This window comes from Streptomyces sp. CB01201, from assembly GCF_002803085.1.
Lineage (GTDB): Bacteria > Actinomycetota > Actinomycetes > Streptomycetales > Streptomycetaceae > Streptomyces > Streptomyces hundungensis.
Genome location: NZ_NNBJ01000001.1, coordinates 623,726 through 643,333, shown reverse-complemented (window position 1 = coordinate 643,333; position 19,608 = coordinate 623,726). Strand labels below are relative to the sequence as shown.

Below are 19,608 nucleotides of genomic sequence, written 5' to 3'. Positions count from 1 at the left end.
GCAACGAAAGGAATCGGGTTTCCGTTATGGGCATCATCGCCTGGATCGTCATCGGGCTCATCGCAGGAGCCATCGCCAAGGCGCTGACCCCGGGCAAGGACCCCGGCGGCTGTCTGGTCACCATGGTGATCGGCATCGTGGGCGGTCTGCTCGGCGGCTGGCTCGGCCAGCTCGTCTTCGGGGTCGACGGGGTGAAGGGCTTCTTCCACCTGTCGACCTGGATCACCGCGATCGTGGGCTCGGTGATCGTGCTCTTCCTCTACCGCCTGGTCTCGGGCCGGCGCGGCTGACTTCGGCCCGAAGCGGCCCTGACGCCCGGACTCTCCGTGCCTCCCGGCAGCCGCCCGGGGAGGCGCGGAGAGTTTCGCGTGCGTTGGGTCATCCGGGGGAACGGGCGCTCCGATCCGGCCCCGGCGCCCGGCTCTCCGCCCGGCCCTCTCCCTCCGGCTTCTCCGCCCGGGGCGGGATCCGCTCTACGGCAGGATCGAGTCGACGTATCCGCCGTCCACCCGCAGCGCGCCGCCCGTGGTGGCCGAGGCGAAGGGCGAGCTGAGATAGACGACCATGTGGGCGATCTCCTCGGGCTCGATGAGGCGCTGGATCAGGGACTGCGGCCGGTATGCGCGCATGAAGGCACGCTGGGCCTCGTCCCACGGCAGGTCGCGGTCCACGAGCGAGTACACGAAGTCCTCCACCCCGCCGGTGTGGGTGGGCCCCGCGATGACCGAGTTCACCGTGACGCCGGTGCCCGCGGCCTCCTTCGCGAAGCCCCGCGCGACGGCGAGCAGCGCGGTCTTCGACATGCCGTACTGGATCATTTCGGCGGGCACCACCACCGCCGAGTCGCTGGCGATGTTCTGGATCCGGCCCCAGGACCGCTCGACCATCCCGGGCAGATAGTGGCGGGTCATCCGGACGGCGGTCAGCACATTGATCTCGAAGTAGCGCCGCCACTCGGCGTCGTCGATCTCCAGCGCGGGCCTGGCTCCGAAGATGCCGAGGTTGTTCACCAGGATGTCGGCGTGCGGCACGGCGTCGAAGACGGCCGCCGCGCCCTCGTCCGTGGCGATGTCACCGGGGGCCGCCACGAAGTCGCCGCCGTCCTTGCCCAGGCGTTCGACGGCCTCGCCCACCGACTTCGCGCCGCGTCCGTTCACGGCGACCCGCGCTCCGGCCGCCGCGAGCCCGGACGCGATGGCCGCGCCGATGCCCTGGGTGGATCCGGTCACCAGGGCCGTCCGCCCGGAAAGATCGATGCGCACGCTGTTTGCCTCCGTACTGCCGCCGGGGCGGCTCCGTTTCCGCTGCCCTGTGTCCGCTTCCCCGTTTCTCCCGTTTTCCCACCCGTACCGGTGCCGCCCGCGCCTCCGCTTCCCACCCGTACCGGTGGCGCCGGTGCCTCCGCTTCCCACCCGTACCGGTGGCGCCCGTGCCTCCGGACCGGCCGTGCGGGCCGGCAGGCGCTCGTCGTGCAGGGGGCGGGCGGGCCCGCTGTAGGGTCCCACCGCACCCCCCAAGCCGCATGCCGGAGGCCTCGTGGACATTCGCTCAGCCCAGCGACTCGCCTGGGAGAACAAACAGGACAAGGGCTTCAACACCACGGACGTGCCGCTGGAGTTCGGCCTTCTCACCGCCGAGGTCGGCGAGGCGTTCACGGCCTGGCGCAAGCAACTCCCCGACTACGGCGAGGAGTTGGCGGATGTCTTCCTGTACCTGACCGCCCTGGCCGAGATGAGCGGCATCGACCTGGAGACCGAGGTCGAGCGCAAGATCGCGAAGAACCGGGAGCGGGTGTACACGCGGGACGCCCGGGGTGTGCTGCACCGGGTCGAGGGCGACGGCTCCTGAGGGGTGCGCTCAGGCGCCGTCGTCGGCACCCGGCCCCGACGGCTGCGGAACGCCTTCGCCGCGTGCGAGCGAGCGGTTCTGGTACCGGGCGTCGTCCGTGACCTCACGGCCGAACCAGGACGGCGCGCGGAAGGCGTGTGCCGCTTCGGCGGTCTCGAACTCGACCTCCACCATGGCGAGTCCGGCGAGCCGGCCGCCGAAGTCGTCCACTTCGGCGGTCTCCCCGCCCTCCAGGGCGACCGTGCGGCGCTCCTTGGCGATGCGGGCCGCTTCGGTCAGCGGCCACAGCGCGTCGAAGAGGGCCGGTGGAATCGGCTCCTCGCACTCCGTCCTGACCAGGCCGGTGCCGCCCTTGACCGTCATGAGGATCTGGCCGCCACGGCGTCGGACACGGACCTCGGCGCCGTCCACGTCCAGGGGCAGATACCCCTGCTCGATCCGTTCGGTCCTGCGTGTGCTGCCGTCGGGCACCTCGCCCGCCACCAGGAAGCGCCGTTCGATCTCCTCGCCCATGGACATGTCCTCCTGTCGTGCCGCCTCGGGGTCACCCATCTATACAGCGCGGGAGCGGTGGTCGGGGGAGCCCGAGCCGGAACACCGGCGCGCCACCGGCACGCCACCACCGCGCAACCGGTCTCTTGCAAGCTCTTCACCAGTAAGAGCCGAACACATCGCACGGAGGTGAATGACATGAAGGTTTACACCAAGCCCGAGGCCAAGCAGGTCGAGCAGGGCACCATCGTCGCTACCGTTCGCTAGTAGTGACCCACATGCCACGCCTCTCATCGAGGGGCGTGGCATGTCCACTCCATACGCAGAAATTCACACGGGAGTCGGAAGCCACATGTGCGGAATTGCTGGATTCGCCCATACAGATGGAAGTGGTCTGGCGGAGTCGGCCGACCGCATTCTGCGCGACATGGCCCGTGCCCTGCGCCCCCGTGGCCCCGATGACATGCAGTTCCATCACACGGAACAGGCCTGTATGTCGTTCACACGGCTCGCCCTGATCGACCCCGAGGGTGGCCGTCAGCCCTTCGTCAGCGAGGACGGGAACGTCATTCTCGCCGCGAACGGCGAGATCTACAACTACAAGGAACTCACCAAGAGCCTTGAGGGCCGGGCGAAGTTCCGCAGTGAGTCCGACTGCGAAGTGCTGCTCCACCTCTATCTGGAAAAGGGCCTCGACTTCCTCGACGACGTACGGGGAATGTTCGGCATAGCGGTCATCGACCTGCGCGAGCAGCGGCTGCTGCTCGCCCGTGACCGCCTCGGCATCAAGCCGCTCTTCATCAACCGCAGCCGCGGCAAGGTGCTGTTCGGGTCCGAGATCAAGGCGCTGTTCCAGCACCCCGAGTGCCCCCGTGAGCTCGACTGGGCCCGCGCGCTCGCCGACCAGGGGCTCAACGCCGCCCCCGCGATGACCGACGACGACCCGGTGACCTGGTTCAAGGAGGTCGACCACGTCCCCTCCGGCGCGATCGTCAACATCAGCCTGCGCGACGGCGCGACCCGGGTGCACCGCTACTGGGAGCTGCCCACTCCCGCCGAGGCGGACCACCTCCCCGAGAGCTTCTTCGTCCAGAGCATGGCCGAACTGCTCGCCTCGTCCGTGCGCGAATGCCTGGTCGCCGACGCCGAGATCGGTGTCTTCCTGAGCGGCGGCCTCGACTCGGCGGCGATCTCCGCCCTGTCCGCCCACACCGGCCTGCACACCTTCTCCGCGCTGACCGGCAGCACCGTCGTCAACAAGGACGCCCAGTACGCGCAGCAGACCGCCGCGCTCCTGGGTCTGCCCAACCACCAGGTCGCCTTCGGCGCCGACCGGATCCCCTCCGCCGACGAGTGGAAGCGGCTGCTCTGGCTCATGGAGTCCCCGCAGTGCGGACCCGAGCAGTTCTACAAGAGCGAGATGTACCGCTTCGCCCGCGCCGAGCGGCCCGGTCTGAAGGCGATCCTGCTGGGCTCGGGCGCCGACGAGTTCAGCGGCGGCTACAGCGTCGGCCTGGCCGGCGGCGGCGGTTGGGACGACTTCACCACCAATCTGCGCACGCTCGCCCGCCGCAAGGCCCTCGGTTCCCAGTCCCCCGTCTCGGTCTGGTGGGAGGGAACCGATCTGCCGCTGCTCAGCGACCGCGCGGTGGACGCCTATCTGCCGGGCGCGGTCGACGACCCGTACGGGTCGTATCTGGCCTGGAAGTTCCGCGACATGCAGCAGTACAACTTCTGGGTGGAGGACCGGACCGCGTCCGCCAACGGTGTCGAGGCCCGTGTCCCGTTCCTGGACCACCGCATCATCGAACTGCTCGCCACCGTGCCGCGCGCCTACCGCAAGCGGCTGTTCTGGGACAAGCAGATCATCCGCGACGCGGTGAAGGACATCCTGCCCGCCGAGGTCATCAGCAGGCCCAAACTGGCCTTCTACGAGGGCGAAGGAGTACGGCACACCCACCGCGCCTTCACCAGGATGCTCGCCCACCACGACGACGAGCTGATCGAGGAGGCCCTGTCCTCGCCCCGGGCCGCGCAGTACCTGGACGGCACGAACATGCGGCGCGCGCTGCGTCGCCTGGAGCACGACCAGAGCTCGGGACACGTCGAACTGCTGATGCGCGTGGTGAACCTGGGGCTGCTTGACCACATGACGGTCGAGCTGCCCGCCAGCCGCCCCTCCACCGGCCCCGCGCCCTACGAACTCCAGGTCACGGACTTCGAGGGCCCCGAGGTGCTCGAACTCTTCGCCCGTACCGAGATCGGCGAGGAGTCCGTCCTGCGGCGCGCCGAAGGCGTCCTGGTCCTGGACGACAGCGACGAGACGCACACGTCCTACGTCGTCGTCGACGGCAGCCTGCGCTTCGTCATCGACCAGGTCACCCACCTGGACTGGCTGCGGCTGCTGCGCGGCCTGGACGGCCGGCGCACCCTCGCGGAGGTCGTGGCCTCCGTCGGCTGCGACCTCCAGGAGATGCGGCCGCTGCTCGACGAGTCCCTGGAGGCCGGCCTCCTGGACGTCGTACCGCAGCCGGTCGCGTCCGCCGGCTGAGCGCACCCCACCCCCATCGGAAATCGGCATCCGGACCTGGATGTACGGACGTATTGACGAACGAGGTCACCCATGACAGCCCATCTCTACTGGGACGAGGTCTGGCGCACTGACAGCGGCCGCGCCGACTGGTCCCGCCCCCACCCCTGGGTCGTGGAAGAGGCCACCCGGCTGCGCGCGCTCGGCGCCAAGGACGCGCTCGACCTCGGCTGCGGAATCGGCCGGCACGCGCTCTTCTTCGCGGAGGAGGGTTTCGTCAGCACCGGGATCGACCGGGCGCCGGCCGCCCTCGAAGCGGCCGGCGCCGACAGCGCCGAGCGATCCCTCCAGGTGACCCTCGACGTCGGCGACTTCACCGAACTCCCTTATCCCGACGGCAGTTTCGACTACGTGCTCGCCTTCAACGTGGTCTACCACGGCGACGAGGTGAGCCTGGCCAGGACCCTGGCCGAGGTCCGCCGGGTGCTGCGGCCGGGCGGCGTCTACCAGTGCACGATGCTCTCCAAGCGCAACGGCGAGTACGGCAAGGGCGACGAGGTGAGCCCCAACACCTTCTGCCAGCCGGGCGCGCCGGACGACAAGGTGCATCCGCACATGTACGTCGACGCGGCCGATCTGCTGCGCCTGCACGAGGGGTTCCAGCTGATCAGCGCCCTGGACGCCGAACACTCCAAGCCCGGCTCGTTCCACTGGCACTGCGTGTTCCAGACGCCGGCGGCCCCGGTGGCGGGCACCAACCACACGCACTTCGCGCAGAGGGCGGGGACACAGTGACCAAAGCAGCCCTGTTCCGCGAGCTCCTGGAGCGGCCCGAGACGGCCCGCATCGTCGGATGCCGCGACGCCCTCACCGCCCTCCTCATCGAGGAGGCCGGCTTCGACGGCCTGTGGGCGTCGAGCTTCGAGATCTCCGCGTCACGCGGCCTGCCGGACCTCGGCCTGCTCACCATGGCCGAACTCCTCGAAGCGTCCTCGCACGCCAACCAGACGACCGGCCTGCCGCTGCTCGCCGACTGCGACACCGGCTTCGGCGGCAAGATCAACGTGGTGCGCACGGTCCAGCAGTTCGAGTCCGCCGACATCGCGGGCGTCTGCTTCGAGGACAAGCTGTTCCCCAAGCGGAACAGTTTTCTGCGCGGCGGCCAGGACCTGGAGGCGGCCGAGGAGTTCGCCGGCCGCATCGAGGCGGGCGTACGGGCCAGGCGCAACCCGGACTTCACGGTGGTCGCCCGCGTCGAGGCGCTCATCGCGGGCCGCGGCCTGGAGGAGGCCCTGCGCCGCGCGCACCTGTACGCCGACGCCGGCGCGGACGCCATCCTCATCCACTCCAAGAAGTCCACGCCCGCCGAGATCGTGGAGTTCCTCCAGGCCTGGCAGGCGCGCACCCCGATCGTCGTGGTGCCGACCACCTATCCGCACTGGGACCTCGCCGAGGCCCGGGCGGCCGGCGTCTCGATGGTGATCTACGCCAACCACACCCTGCGCGCCTCGGTCTCGGCGATGCGCGACGTGCTGAGCGAGATCCAACTGCACGGTGGAACAGCGGGTGTCGAGGGGTCCATCACCTCGATGAAGGAGCTGTTCGGCCTGACCCGGGTCTCGCGCTGGGAGGAGTGGAGCGCATGATCAGCGCCGAGTTCTTCTGCGCGGAGCTGGACCGGCACGGCTACGGCTTCTTCAGCGGGGTGCCCTGCTCCTTCCTCAAGGGCCCCTTCGCCCTTCTCGAACAGCGCGGCAGCTATGTGCCCGCTCCCAACGAGGGCATCGCCCTGTCCATGGCGGCGGGTTCGGAGCTCAGCGGCGTCAAGTCGGCCGTCCTGGCACAGAATTCGGGCCTCGGCAATCTGCTCGACCCGCTGACCTCGCTGAGCATGGCGTACGAGATCCCGCTGCTGCTCTTCGTGAGCCTGCGGGGCTGGCCCAACGCCGAGGACGACGAGCCGCACCACGCGGCGATGGGCGCCGCGACCATCGGCGTGCTCGAATCCGTCGGAGTCGCCCACGGCATCCTGAAACCCACCGAACAGAGCCTGACGGCGCTACTCGCCCGGGCGGAGGAGGAGCGCGCGCATCAGCGCCAGTTCGTGATCCTGGTACCGGCGAAGACCGTCGGCACGTGTGACGTGCCGGCCAAGCCCTCCGAGGCCCTGCTCGACCGGCGGACCGCGGTGACCGCGCTGGCGCGCCACCTGGACGGCGCCCTTGTCTACAGCACCACCGGCATGATCAGCCGCGAACTGTTCGGGGTGCGCGACAGCGGCCGGAACTTCTACATGCAGGGCTCCATGGGACACGCCATCGGCCTGGGCCTCGGCACCGCCCTGAACCGGCCCGACGAGCGGGTCGCGGTCATCGACGGGGACGGGGCCGCGGTGATGCACCTCGGCGGGCTCGCCCTGGTCGGCGAGCGGCGCCCGGAGAACCTCACCCACATCGTCCTCGACAACGGCTCCTACGACTCCACGGGTGGCCAGCGCACCCGGGGTTCGTCCATGCGGTGGGCCGACCTGGCGCTCGCGGCGGGTTATCGCACGGGCGAGACCTGTCGGACCGAGGCGGAGATCGACGATCATATGGCGAAGGTGGCGGACCTTCCCGGCCCGCACCTGATCGCCGTATTCATCGCCAAAGGCGGCGCCACTCCGCCGCGCGTCACATCGGCCCACACCAATGCCGAGGTGACGGCGCGGTTCAAGGGTGAAGTCGCCCTGTCCCGTAAGGACTTGCCGTGATCTCCATCGCCCACGTCAGCGATCTCCACCTGGACACCGGCCCGCGCGCCACCGAGCGTGCCGAGCGCGTGATGTCGTATCTGCGCGATCTGCCGGGGCCGCTGGACGCCGTCCTGGTCACCGGTGACATCGCCGATCACGCCGCGCCGCAGGAGTACCAGCAGGCGAAGGAGCTCTTCGCGCTGCCGTACCCGGTGCTCGTCCTCCCCGGCAACCACGACCGCAGGGCGCCGTTCCGCACCGGGCTGCTCGACGAGAAGCCCGAGGACGACGAGCTGAACCAGGTCGTGCGCACCGAGGGCGCGACCTTCCTGCTGTGCGACTCGACCATCCCGGGCAGCGACGAGGGTCTGATCAGTGACCGCACGCTGGCCTGGCTGGACGAGACCCTCGGCGGCGAGAGCGCCGACCGGCCGGTGTTCGTGTGCTTCCACCACCCGCCGGTGGTGCTGCACACGCCGCACGTGGACCGGCTGCGGCAGTTCCAGGAGGCACGGTTCGCCGAGGTCCTGGTCCGCCATCCGCAGGTCGTCGCGCTGCTGTGCGGCCACGCGCACACGGCGGCGGCCACCACCTTCGCGGGGCTGCCCCTGCTCGTGGCGCCCGGCGTCGCCTCCACCGTGCCGCTTCCGTTCGAGGGCCGCGACGCCGTCGACTACGAACTGGCACCGGGGCTCGCCTTTCACATCCTCGACGACCAGCGCCGCCTGGTCACGCACTACCGGGCCCTGAGCTGACGCGCCCCGACTGAGAGAAGGCCATGAGAAAAGTCCTGATCGCCAATCGCGGCGCGATCGCCGCGCGTGCCATCGAGACCTTCCGCAACCAGGGTTGGTCGCCCATCGCCGTAGCCGCCACGTCCGACCCCCAGCGCCTTCACTCCTTCGCGGCGGACGGCTGCGCGTACCTCCCGGGCACCGGCCTCGCCGAGACGTACGACCATGCGGAGCGGATCGTGGCCGCGGCGCTCGACTGCGGCGTGGACGCGGTCTACCCGGGGTACGGGGCCCTCGCCGAGGACCCCGAACTCCCCGAGCGGCTGGCGGCCGCGGGGATCGCCTACATCGGGCCGGGCGCGGAGGTACTGGCCGAGGCCCGGGACAAGGAGCGCGCGGTCGGCACGGCCGGCCGTCTGGGCCTGCCGGTGCTGCCGCACGCGGCCGGCCCCGAGGCGATCGCCGCGCTGATCCAGGACATCGGTCTGCCCGTCATCCTCAAGCCCGTCGACGGGTGCGGCGGCCTCGGAGTGCGCATCCTCCAGACGGCGCGGGACACCGAGGACGCGCTCTCGGTCATGGCCCTGGACGACGGGACCGACTGGTACGCCGAGCGCTATGTGGAGAAGGGCCGCGTGGTCGGTGTCACCGTGGCGCTCGACGACGCCGGGACCGTCGCCTTCCTCGGGGAGCGCGAGAGCCTGCTGGTCGACGGGAGCATGAAGCTGCTCGAAGCCTCGCCCGTGCAGGGGGTGGGACCCGACCGGCTCGCACGGATGCGTGCGGACTCGGCCCGGCTGGTGACGGGGATGGGGCTGCGGAACGTCGCGACGGTGGAGTTCATCGTCGACGCCCACAGCCACTACTTCCTTGAGGTCAACGGCCGCCTCCCGCTGGCCTATCGGATGTGCGAGGCGCAGACCGGCATCGACGTGGTGGCCCTGCAGATCGAGCTGGCCGAGGGCGGACTGCTGTCCCCCGGCGCCATCACGGCCGACCGCGAGGTGCACTGTGTGGAGGCCCGGGTGTTCATCGAGGGGCCCGGCACCATCGAGTCCCTGTCGCTGCCGCCGACGCAGGGGGCGCTGTACAACTGTGCGCTCGATGTGGGCCGGCCCGTCGTCCTGGACAACATCGTCACCCAGATCCTCGCCACCGGCGACGACCGGGCCACCTTGGCCCGTGCCGTGCTCGAAGCGGTCGAGGGCAGCGAGATAACGGGGGTCGCGCACTGCGGGGCGGACATAGCCGCATGGCTGCGCCACTGCGATCTGACCGGGGAACCCCGCACCGGCCAAGCACTGGGAGTCTGAGATGAACAGCACCGACCCGTTCTCGGGTGTCCGCCACCAGGTCGACGCGGAGCTCGCCCTCGCGCTGGCCCACAGCACCGAGCGGGACCAACACGCCTCCTGGTACCGGGAGTTCGGCAGCACGCTGGAGGAGTACACCAGGCAGCACCTGGACACCCGGCCCGGGTTCTTCGTCCTGGCGGGTCTGGACCACCTCACCGAGGAGCAGGCGCGGGGCTTCACCGTGGCCGTCTCCCGGCTCACCGGAGACCTCCTGCCGCAGGACGGGCACGGGGCGCTGCTCCGGGACGTCCGCGACCGCGGGGTGAAGCTCGGCGAGGGCGCGACCGGACGCTACTCGGACAGCCGCCAGGGCGGCAGCCTGCACACGGACGCGGCCCATCGCCCCGGGCGCCTGCCCGATGTCTTCGCCCTGTTCTGCCACCGGCAGGCGCGCAGCGGCGGCGCCCTGGTGACGGTCCATGTCAGCGACCTCCTGGAGCTTCTGGCCGACCACCCCGAGGAGTTGGCTGCGCTGCGGCTGCCGGTCCACTTCGACACCCGGGACGACGCCCCCGGCTTCCCGCTGACGGTGCGGCGGCCCGTACTGGAATTCAGCGGCGGCCGCGAGCGGGTGTACTACCTGCGCGACTACATCGAGATCGGCCACGGCCACCCGGGGATCCCACCCTTGTCGAAGGACCAGATCAAGGCGCTCGACCTGCTCGACGAACTGCTGGACCGGCGCGATCTCCAGACCCACGCCCGGCTCGCCCCCGGCGAGATGATCTTCATCGACAACCGCTCGATCGTGCACGGCCGCACCCCCTTCGAGGACGACGGCCCGGCCGGCGGGGGCCGCTTGCTCCTGCGCACCTGGATCGGCCTGCCGCAGCAGCAGCCGGCCGGGACGGCCCGGTGAACGCGATCCTCAGGCCGCTCGTGACCGCACTGGAGGAGCTGGGGCTCGCCGAGTTCCTGGCCGGCTTCTCCGCCGATTCCGTGGACCTCGCCGACTGGGCGCGCGCGGTCGACCTGCTCGACGGAGAACTCCGCACGACCGCCGGGTTCCTCCTGCTCGGCAGGCCCGCGAAGGTGGACGGGCTGCCGACAGCGGTGGCGGCCGCGCTGCCGCGGCTCCAGGAGTACGGGGTCGCCCTCCAGCGGGACAACGAGGCCCAGTTGGTCGATGTGAGCCTGTTCCGGGCCCAGGGGGTATGGCTCTTCGCGGAGCCGCCGAGCATCTTCCAGGTGCGCCACTACTTCGGCCCGGACTCGCTCGCGCTGGCCCGGCGCATTTCCTACCGGCCGGACTCCCGGGTCCTCGACCTGTGTGCGGGTCCGGGCTTCCAGGGGCTGATCGCGGCCCAACTCGGCGCCCGAGCCACCCTGGTGGAGCTGCTCGACGACGTGGCGCGGGTGGCCGCGCTCAACGCCGAGCTCAACGGTGTGGCGGACCGGATCGAGGTGCTGGCGGGCGACCTCTACGCGCCGCTCGCGTCCGATGGCCGCCCCTTCGACCGGGTCGTCGCCAACATCCCGTTCCTGCCGACGCCGACCCCGCCGGGCCAGGAGGCCGCGGAGCAGGGCGGCGAGGACGGGTTCAGCGTCGGGCGCCGGGTCCTGGAGGGCCTGCCCCGGCAGCTGGCACCGCACGGCACCGCCCATCTGACCGCGCTCCTGTTCCAGGCGGGCGACGAGCTGCTCATGGCGAAGGAGCTGCGCGACTGGGCCGAGACCCACGGATGCGCTCTCGCGGTCTCCCTCACCGACGAGATGGCGGTCGACCCCGGCTCGGACCTGGTGCAGACCGCCGTCTCCGATCTGCTCGACGCGGATCCGGGCGCCGACGCCCAGGCGCTGAGCTCCGAGGTCGCCGAGATGTTCGCGCGCCGTGGCGCCACCCGTGCCCGGCTTTCCTATCTGCGCATCGACCACGGGGTGTCCGGATTTCGCATACTCGACCACACCGAGCGGTGATCACCGCCTAACGTGAGGCGCCGGGCGGCGCGACGGCCGGCGAACAGGGAGGTGTTCCGTGACGGAACGGGCGCGGGGCGAGAGCATAAGCATCGGTGAGCCGGCCTCGGTGAACGAGGTCGAGCCCGCCGCCTGGGACGCCCTGGCCGGCGACGCCTCGCTGTATTCCAGCCACACCTGGCTGCGCTACGGCGAGGAGCTGCGGGACTCCGTCCCCGGCCACCTGGTCGCGTCGTCGGGCGGGCGGCGCCTCGCCGCGCTGCCCGTCCACCGGTTCACCGCGAAGGTGCCGCACTTCTACGATCCCGCCGTCCTGTTCCCCGGCGTCGCCGAGCCCACCGGCGCGGACCGCCCGCTGCTGCTCGGCGGCACCCGGCTCGGCTACACCAGCGAGGCCCTGGTGGCGCCGGGAACACCCGCGCCCCTGGCCCGGGCGGCCCTGCGCGCGCTCCTGGGCCGCCTGCGCGAGCGACGCGAGGCGGACGGCGGCCTCGCGGCCATGCTGTACGTCACCGACGAGTCGGTGGCGCAGCTCCTGCCGGTGCTCGATCCGGGCGACCGGCTCGTCCTGCTGGACGCGACCGCGGTCATCCCCGTCGACCCGACCGGCCTGGACGGCTACCGCGAACGGCTCAGCTCGCGCCGGTTCGCCGCGGTCCGCAAGGAGATCCGTCGCTTCGAGGAGGCCGGCTGCCGTGCCGAGGTCCGGCTGCTCTCCGAGTGCCACGAGGATCTCGGGCCGCTCTCCGCGCAGGTGCTGCGCCGCTACGGGCACGACGTCACGGACGAGGGCGAGAGCGAGCGGTTCACCGCGCAGGTCGACCTGTTCGACGACAACTGCCGGATTCTGGCGGCCTACCGGGACGACCGCATGGTCGGGTTCACCCAGTTCTTCTTCTGGGGCGACGTCATGTACGGCCGCTCGCACGGCGTGGACGACTCGATGGCCCGGGCCGCCTCGGTCTACTTCAACCTGACCTACTACCAGGCCGTCCGGTACGCGGCCGAGCACGGCTACCGGCATCTCGACATGAGCTGTGACTCGCTGGACGCCAAGGTGGCACGGGGCGGCCATCTCAAGCCGTTGTGGGCACTGGTCCTGGACGCGCCGTGGTCGGGCCCGATGCTCGACCGGGTACGGGCCGAGGAGAATGAGCGCCGCGAGGCGTTCGCCGCGATCGACCCGGGCGTCGAGTCGCCCGTCGTCCAGCTGGTGACCGCCAGGGGCTGACCCGGCGGCCCCAACCGCCGTGCCCCCGGCGGCCGTTCAGGTCGCGGTGCCGGTGACGGTGGCCGGTGGCCGCGCCGGGCGGCTGCGCTCGGCGACCCCGGCGACCGGGGGCACCAGGACGCCCGCCGTCACCATGAGCGCGGCGAGCGCGAACCAGCCGGGCGGCCCGGCGACCAGGCACAGCGCGTTCAGGACGGTCGGCGCGACCGCCCCGCCGATGCCCACGCCCACCGCGAACACGCCCTGGTACTCCCCCTGCGCGTGATCGGGTGCGAGCCCGAACGACAGGGCGTACTCCCCCGCCGTGAACAGCATTTCGCCGAGGGTCAGCACCGCAGCGCCGACCAGGAGCAGGGTCATCGCCACATACGTGGGCACCTGGGCGGCGGCGAAGACGAGCAGCATCGCGGCCGCGATGACCGGCCCGCTGCGCCGCATGGTCCGGGCGCCGTCGCGCGGGGTGTCCACGCCCTTGGCCACCCGGGTCTGGCACAGCACGACGAGCGTGCAGCTCAGGGCGAAGATCAGGGACACCGTCCAGCGGGGCGCCTCGGTGTGCTCGGCGATCCACACCGGCATCAGGACCGTGAGGAAGACATCGAACATCACCAGGACGCCCGACAGGAGGCTGACCGCGAGGAACGGCCGGTCCGTCAGGGCGTAGCGACGGCCGCTGCCGTGCTCCCGGGGCACCGGGGGCAGATGGGGCAGCCGTGCGACCAGCAGGGCGGCGGCCAGGTAGGAGACCACGTCGGCGCCGATCGCGATGGTGTAGGCGAGCCGGGTGTCCGCCTGGAGCACCAGGCCGCCGAGCAGCGAGCCGGTGACCATCGCCAGGTTCTGGAGGGAGTAGATGCGGGCCCGGAAGGCGACCCTGTCGTCGCCGCCGACATGGGCCACCAGGGCGCCGCTGATCGCGGGGAACGCGCCGCGCCCGAGCGCGATGAGCGTGATGACGACGAGGAAGCCGCCCATCCCCCGGACCGTCATCAGGGCGGCGGCCGCGGCGGCCTGGGCCACCAGGCCCGCGATGCCGACCTCGCGCGGCCCGAACCGGTCGGCCAGGCGTCCGACCACCGGCCCGGCGGCGAGCCCGGCGAGCCCGGCCGCGGTGAGGCCGAGGACGACATGGCTCGTGGACAGGCCCACCGACCGTACGAAGAACAGCACTTGGAGCGGCGCCCACACGCCGGCCCCGAGGTAGCGGACGAACAGGGCCGCCGACAGGCTCCTGCGCAACGTGGTGGGGCGGCGTGCCATCACAGGGCCGCCGCGCGGATGGCCGCGGCTTCTTCCAGCCGCGGGACGAGCAGCTTGCGCAACTGGTGGTGGGCGGCGTCCGCGGTGTTGGCGCGGATGACGTCCCAGCCGCGGTCCTCGACCCACTCCAGCATGATGTCGCGCACCGCCGCCTGGTGGGAGAGGAACCGCTCGGGCCGGCATTCGGGGTCACGTCCGCACTCGTAGGGGGTGATATCCCCCTTCTTGCGCCGCAGCGCCTCCTCGGGCGTCACATCGAAGAAGACGACCATGTCCACGGGCGCGGTCGCGTCCACGATGGCGTCCACCAGGCCCTTGTGGCAGCCCGCGAGCAGTTCGGTGGCGGCGTGCTTGACCCAGTAGCCGTCGAGGACGACCAGGTCCTCCTCCGCGGCCCTGGCGCGTTCTGCGGCAAGGGTGTTGAGCCACCCCAGGTACAACATCCGCGCCGGATTGGGCATTTCGGCGATGCAGACGCGGAGTTCGTCCAGGCTGCTGCCGCGCAGGAAGCGGGCCTGGGGCACCTGGGCCTCCTCGAACACCTGCCACTTGCCCACCACCCGGAAGGAGAGGCCCTGGCTGTCCGCCCAGCTGGCGAGCCGCTTGACCTGGCTGCTCTTGCCGGCTCCGTCGGGTCCGTCCATCGCAATGATCACAGTTCAGTCCTCTTCTCGGGTCCGCCACGGGCCGGTGCCGTGCGGAAGCGTCTGGTCGGCCGGGCGGCCCTCGGGTCCGGGCGCCTTCGCGGCGCGGGTCCCGAAGGCCGCCTCGTCCGTGTGCCGGTGGTCAGTAGGCGCCGAAGTACTCACGGTGCTCCCATGCGGTGACCGCGCCCGGTGTGCCGGGTCCGGCCGTTGCCAGCCAGTCCTGGAAACGGGTGGCCTCGCTGCGCTTGAGCTGGACCAGACAGTCGCGCAGGTGCTTGCCCAGCAGGTCGAGGCAGAGCGCGCTGTTCTCCAGGCGCCCGATCGCCGCGGGCAGGTCCCCGGGCAGCGGGGCGGCACTCGCGCCGTGCGGGTCGGCGGCCTCGCCGTCGGGCCGCAGCCCGCGCTCGATGCCGTCGAGTCCGGCACCGAGCTGGGCCGCCAGATACAGATAGGGGTTGGCGCAGGGCTCGCCCAGGCGGTTCTCGATGTGGGTGGACTCCTCACCCGGGCCGCCGAGCACCCGTACCAGGGCCCCGCGGTTCTCCCTGCTCCACACGACCCGGTCGGGGGCGAGCGAGAACTGCCCCCTGATCCGCCGGTAGCCGTTGACGGTCGGGACGGCGAGCAGGGTGGTGTCGGCGGCGTGCTCCAGGAGCCCGGCGACATAGCCCAGTCCGAGGTCCGACAGCGGTGCGGTGCCTTCCGGAGCGACGAAGGCGTTGCGGTCCGCGGCGGTGTCGAACAGGGACTGGTGCAGGTGCCAGCCGCTGGCGTCGAATCCGGACAGGCCCGGCAGTGCCATGAAACTCGCGTGGTGTCCGAGGCGGGTGCACATCTGCTTGATGACGGTGCGCAGCAGCAGCATGGCGTCGCCCGCGTCCAGGCCGTTCATCGGGCTGAAGGTGAACTCCAGCTGTCCGGGGCCCGATTCGTGCTCGACGGTGCGCAGCGGAAGACCCAGTTCGCGCAGGGCGCGGGCCAGGGGTCCGATCACCGGCATCAGGCCGTCGGTGAGCGTGTCGAGGTTGAACTGGTAGCCCCCGTCGACCGGTTGGACCGCGGGCGGCTCGCCCTGGATGCCGAAGCCGCCGACCGAGGTGGCGTCGGTGGTTCCGGTCAGCCGGGTGAGGTACCACTCGACTTCGAGTCCGACCACGAACGCCAGGCCCTGCCGTGCGGCCCGTCCGCAGGCGCGGCGCAGCACGGCCCGGCTGGACAGCGGGTGCGGACTGCCGTCGCGCAGGTACTCGTCCGCGACGACCCAGCCGGTGGGCGCCTCGGTGTAGGGCAGTACGCGGAAGGTGAGCGGGTCGGGTACGACCAGGAAGTCACCGGCGCCGGTCAGTTCGGGTATCCCGATGCCGCCCTCGGGGGCGAAGAAGTCGACGCCCACCGCGTGCCCGGTGTCGAAGACGAACGGCCCCGGGCTCATGTCGAGCCCGTTGCGCAGGGCCACCTTGAAGGCCTCGACGGTCAGCGTCTTGGTCCGCATCAGGCCGTGCGGGTCCCCGAAGCCGACCCGTACGAACTCCAGCGCTTCCAGGCGTTCTTCAAGCTCCGCCGCGGCCTCGCGCTGGGCGTCGTCCCACAGGCCGTGCCGCGCCACGAAGCCCACGCTGCCGGTGGCGAACCGCGCGTAGCGGCGCTCGCTGTCCTGGGATTGGACTCTGGTCCTCGTCATCGTGCTTCCTCCTCCTGGCATCGCTTCGCGAGCTCGGCGTACCAGTGGTGCCAGGGGTTCGTCTGTTCGAGTTGGTGGGCGGCGGCGAGTACCCGGCGGTCCTCTCCGAGGCCGCCCACCAGTTGGAGGCCGAGGGGCAGCCCGGTGTCGCTCAGGCCCGCCGGCACGGTCACGGCCGGCTGGCCGGTCAGGTTGAAGACATAGGCCTCGGGCGCCCAGGCCAGCCAGGACAGACCTCCCTTGTCGACGCGTGCGGGCGGTTCGTGGAGTGCGGCGGCGAAGGGCGGCACGGCCACGGTCGGCATGGCGAGCAGGTCGTAGCGCTCCATCAGCGTGAGCGCCTGGGTGCGCAGCACGCCACGCCGCTCGTACGCCCGCGCCAACTCGGCCGCGCCGAGCCCCAGTCCGTACTCGATCACACGGAGGCGGCCCGGGTCGAGCAGGTGCGCGACCCGGCCCGGGTCCTCTCCGTGGGAGGCCGCTTCGCCGGCGGCCAGGATCGTCTCCAGACAGGGGTACGGGTCCTCGAAGGGGGACGCGATCTCCTCGACCAGGTGCCCCCGGGATTCCAGGGCCACAACGGCCCGGCGCACCCGCCGGACCAGCTCGGGCGCCGGAGCCGGTTCGCCGAGCGAGGCGATCCAGCCGATCCGCAGCGGCGGCAACCGGTCCGCACAGGCGTCCAGGTCGCGGGCCGGCGAGCCCGCGGGCACCGAGAACGACTGGGGGTCGCGCGGGTCGTACCCGGACATCACCTCCGTGACCAGCGCCGCGTCGGCGACGGTCCGGGTGAGCGGCCCCAGGTGGGACAGGCCGTCCGGGCTGTGCGGCACGTACGGGACGCGGCCGCGGGTGGGCTTGAACCCGACGACTCCGCAGAACGCGGCCGGGATCCGGATGGAGCCCGCGCCGTCGGTTCCGGTCGCCGCCACACCGATGCCCGCGGCGATCGAGGCGGCGGCGCCCGCGCTGGAGCCGCCCGAGGTGAGCGCGGGGTTCCACGGGTTGCGGGTGGGGCCTTGGAGGCGGTTGCCGCCGGCCGCGCTCCAGCCGCCCTCGCTGGTGTTGGTCTTGCCGATCACGATGGCGCCGGCCGCCCGGAGCCGGGCCACCGCCGGGGCGTCCCGGTCCGGGACGGTGGCGCGGTGCAGCAGGGAGCCCCGGGTGGTGCGGATGCCCTCGGTGGCCGTGAGGTCCTTGACCGAGACGGGCATCCCGAGGAGCGGACGCTCGCGCCAGGCCTCGCGTCCCCGCGTCTCGATCAGCCGGTCGGCGCTCGCCGCCTCGGCCAGGGCGCGGTCCCGGGCGACGGTCAGGAAGGCCCCGATGCGCGGCTCCCAGCGGTCGAGGAGGTCGAGCGTGTCGGCCACGTACCGCGACGGGAGCAGGCCGCCGTCGCGGTAGCGGGAGCGGATTTCGTCGATGCTCTCGGGTCCGGTCTCATGCTCCATGGAAGTCCCGGTACCAGGCGTTGTCGAAGTCGCGGATCTCCCACTGCCGCTCGGCGGCGGCCTGATGGAACATCGCCTGGACGTTGCCGACGGCGATCGCGGCGCGCAGATCCGCCGGCTCGTACTCGGCGCCCGAGGTCCGCATCAGCCGCAGGTCGTGGATGCCGGGGCGGTACCGGCCCTCCAGGACGATGCCGAGCGGGATCCGCAGCGCGTGTCGGACGCCGAAGGCGACGTGGCCGGTGTGGTGCTGGTCCGACCAGTTGGTGATGTCGGGCATCATCGGGGCGAAGAACCAGTCGTCCCGGCCCGGTATCTCCTGCGTCCAGGACATGCTGTGCGGCAGATAGTGCCAGGTGTTGTACCGCATCCGCGCGCTGTAGGCGGACAGGACGCGGGCGAGGCCGTCCCCGTCGTCGGCGAAGCGGCCCGCGAAGGACGTGCTGGGCGCCACACAGCAGTAGAAGTCCCGGGTGGCCAGGGCGGCGCGGTCGGCCGCGGGCACCCGACTGTGCAGCGCGGCAACGGACTTGGGGCCACGGCCCATCACCACGTCGCAGCCCATGGCGTCGGCCACGGTGGCGAAGAACCGGTGCAGGAGGGCCTCGTATCCGCTGCTGAACCCGGTGGGCGCGGTGGCGCGGGACAGCCGCTCGACCGCCGATTCCACCAGGATCCGCACCTCGTCCGCGGTGGCGTCCGGCGGCAGCGGGCGCCCGGCGGACTCACCGAGCAACTCCCGCACCTGATGCGGGAGTTCGGCCGCGGTGACCGGTTCCCGCATGATCTGTTCGCGCTTGTGCAGGGTCACGCCGTTGATGGTCCGGTAGAAGACGGTTCCGGCACGCAGTAATTCCGTACGGCCCCGCGCGCAGACCTCGGCCAGCCGGTCCAGGCGGTCCCCCGTGGAGCGGGCGCGCAGATCGGGGACCTCCTGGCCGTAGGAGACGATGCGCTCCTCCAGGAAGGTGATCAGCTGGTCCGGGGTCAGCTGGATCCCGTTGAACTCCTCCGCCCTGACCGGGGATCCGGAGGATATGAGGGCGTGCAGACACACCACGAAGGCGGCATGCTCCGCGGGCCACTGCTCGACCGGTGTCTCCTTGAGCGTGGTGAGCAGCGAGCCCGGCGCGCCGGGGGAAAGGGAGCGGCCCGGCAGGTTGGCGAACCGGCCGAGATTGCTGTAGACCTGCTCGTCGCCCACGTACAGCAGCACCGGCGCCATGTGCACCAGCGCGTGGTCGAGCGCGTCGATGCGGGCCCGGACGTCCTCGGCGCCCCGGGCCGCGAGCCAGCGGGCGATCTCCTCGAACTGGAGGCGCTGCACCTCGCCCGCCGTGCTCCAGGCCCGGTCGAGCGAGCCCGGCCGCTGGGACCACTTCACCGCGCCGAGGGCGTAATCCTGCTCGGCGGGGCGGCTGCCCTCCGGCCGGACCTTGAGTTTGCCGGTCTCCGTCAGGAGCAGTACGTCCCCGCCGGAGTCGGCCGCCGCGTCGAAGCCTGCGGCCTGGGACTCGGCGAGTTCCACGTAGAGGCGCTCGCGGAGTCCCAGTGCCGCCCGGCCGACCTGCTCGGGCACCTTGCCATCCAGGGTGGTGGCGATCCGGATGGCGTCGGCCGCGAGCCCACAGGTGCGGGCCCGCTCCGCCGCCGCTTTGACCAGGGCGTCGAACCCGGGTGTCTTGAGAAGCATGGTGGTCACCTACGTCGATTCGATGCGGCAGTGGG

Annotated in this window: 18 protein-coding genes; 11 read left to right on the top strand and 7 right to left on the bottom strand. The window is 71.5% G+C overall.

Going from position 1 to position 19,608, the window contains the following annotated elements; all coding sequences use genetic code 11:
- The first annotated feature begins 26 nt into the window (after nt 1-26).
- Entirely contained in the window at nt 27-290 is a 264-nt protein-coding gene (locus CG740_RS02910) for a GlsB/YeaQ/YmgE family stress response membrane protein (protein WP_100573259.1), read from the top strand.
- 183 nt (nt 291-473) lie between these two features.
- On the opposite strand, the gene CG740_RS02905 is transcribed toward CG740_RS02910, so the two are convergent.
- On the bottom strand, nt 474-1,262 hold the full coding sequence (locus tag CG740_RS02905; protein WP_100573258.1) for an SDR family NAD(P)-dependent oxidoreductase: 789 nt from the start codon (nt 1,260-1,262) through the stop codon (nt 474-476).
- A gap of 274 nt (nt 1,263-1,536) precedes the next feature.
- On the opposite strand from CG740_RS02905, the gene CG740_RS02900 reads away from it, so the two are divergent.
- A complete protein-coding gene (locus CG740_RS02900; RefSeq protein ID WP_100573257.1) occupies nt 1,537-1,848 on the top strand; it encodes a MazG-like family protein in 312 nt (103 codons plus the stop codon).
- A 9-nt stretch (nt 1,849-1,857) separates the two neighbouring features.
- Here the strand turns inward: CG740_RS02900 and CG740_RS02895 are convergent, their stop codons facing one another.
- Nucleotides 1,858-2,400, bottom strand: coding sequence for a CYTH domain-containing protein (locus tag CG740_RS02895; RefSeq protein ID WP_199846302.1), 543 nt, complete (start codon nt 2,398-2,400; stop codon nt 1,858-1,860).
- 247 nt (nt 2,401-2,647) lie between these two features.
- Between CG740_RS02895 and asnB the strand changes: the two genes are divergently transcribed.
- From asnB to CG740_RS02850, 9 genes are all read left to right on the top strand, one after another.
- Nucleotides 2,648-4,891, top strand: a complete 2,244-nt coding sequence (asnB, locus tag CG740_RS02890) for an asparagine synthase (glutamine-hydrolyzing) (RefSeq protein ID WP_100573255.1) — start codon at nt 2,648-2,650, stop codon at nt 4,889-4,891.
- A gap of 72 nt (nt 4,892-4,963) precedes the next feature.
- Nucleotides 4,964-5,665: a class I SAM-dependent methyltransferase gene (locus tag CG740_RS02885; protein WP_100573254.1), complete on the top strand. Its 702-nt coding sequence runs from the start codon at nt 4,964-4,966 to the stop codon at nt 5,663-5,665.
- Nucleotides 5,662-6,516, top strand: a complete 855-nt coding sequence (locus CG740_RS02880; protein ID WP_234376012.1) for an isocitrate lyase/phosphoenolpyruvate mutase family protein — start codon at nt 5,662-5,664, stop codon at nt 6,514-6,516. Before CG740_RS02885 ends, CG740_RS02880 begins: the two co-directional genes overlap by 4 nt.
- Nucleotides 6,513-7,622, top strand: a complete 1,110-nt coding sequence (gene aepY / locus CG740_RS02875) for a phosphonopyruvate decarboxylase (RefSeq protein ID WP_100573253.1) — start codon at nt 6,513-6,515, stop codon at nt 7,620-7,622. Before CG740_RS02880 ends, aepY begins: the two co-directional genes overlap by 4 nt.
- Complete coding sequence (locus CG740_RS02870; RefSeq protein ID WP_100573252.1) at nt 7,619-8,359, top strand: metallophosphoesterase; 741 nt, start codon at nt 7,619-7,621, stop codon at nt 8,357-8,359. Before aepY ends, CG740_RS02870 begins: the two co-directional genes overlap by 4 nt.
- Before the next feature lie 23 nt (nt 8,360-8,382).
- The gene (locus CG740_RS02865; RefSeq protein WP_100573251.1) at nt 8,383-9,651 is read left to right on the top strand and encodes a biotin carboxylase N-terminal domain-containing protein; all 1,269 of its coding nucleotides are present in this window, start codon (nt 8,383-8,385) and stop codon (nt 9,649-9,651) included.
- A 1-nt stretch (nt 9,652) separates the two neighbouring features.
- Entirely contained in the window at nt 9,653-10,552 is a 900-nt protein-coding gene (locus CG740_RS02860) for a TauD/TfdA family dioxygenase (RefSeq protein WP_100573250.1), read from the top strand.
- Complete coding sequence (locus CG740_RS02855) at nt 10,549-11,610, top strand: 50S ribosomal protein L11 methyltransferase (protein ID WP_100573249.1); 1,062 nt, start codon at nt 10,549-10,551, stop codon at nt 11,608-11,610. Before CG740_RS02860 ends, CG740_RS02855 begins: the two co-directional genes overlap by 4 nt.
- 58 nt (nt 11,611-11,668) lie before the next feature.
- Nucleotides 11,669-12,841: a GNAT family N-acetyltransferase gene (locus CG740_RS02850; RefSeq protein WP_100573248.1), complete on the top strand. Its 1,173-nt coding sequence runs from the start codon at nt 11,669-11,671 to the stop codon at nt 12,839-12,841.
- Between the two features lie 36 nt (nt 12,842-12,877).
- On the opposite strand, the gene CG740_RS02845 is transcribed toward CG740_RS02850, so the two are convergent.
- The 5 genes from CG740_RS02845 to CG740_RS02830 form a co-directional block, all read right to left on the bottom strand.
- Complete coding sequence (locus tag CG740_RS02845) at nt 12,878-14,101, bottom strand: MFS transporter (protein WP_159030200.1); 1,224 nt, start codon at nt 14,099-14,101, stop codon at nt 12,878-12,880.
- Nucleotides 14,101-14,745, bottom strand: coding sequence for a thymidylate kinase (locus CG740_RS39435; protein WP_107488353.1), 645 nt, complete (start codon nt 14,743-14,745; stop codon nt 14,101-14,103). Before CG740_RS39435 ends, CG740_RS02845 begins: the two co-directional genes overlap by 1 nt.
- A 142-nt stretch (nt 14,746-14,887) precedes the next feature.
- Complete coding sequence (locus CG740_RS02840; protein WP_100573246.1) at nt 14,888-16,429, bottom strand: glutamine synthetase family protein; 1,542 nt, start codon at nt 16,427-16,429, stop codon at nt 14,888-14,890.
- Nucleotides 16,426-17,880: an amidase gene (locus tag CG740_RS02835; protein ID WP_100573245.1), complete on the bottom strand. Its 1,455-nt coding sequence runs from the start codon at nt 17,878-17,880 to the stop codon at nt 16,426-16,428. The genes CG740_RS02840 and CG740_RS02835 overlap by 4 nt, the downstream gene beginning before the upstream one ends.
- Nucleotides 17,870-19,573, bottom strand: coding sequence for a hypothetical protein (locus CG740_RS02830; protein WP_159030199.1), 1,704 nt, complete (start codon nt 19,571-19,573; stop codon nt 17,870-17,872). Before CG740_RS02830 ends, CG740_RS02835 begins: the two co-directional genes overlap by 11 nt.
- Between the last annotated feature and the right edge of the window lie 35 nt (nt 19,574-19,608).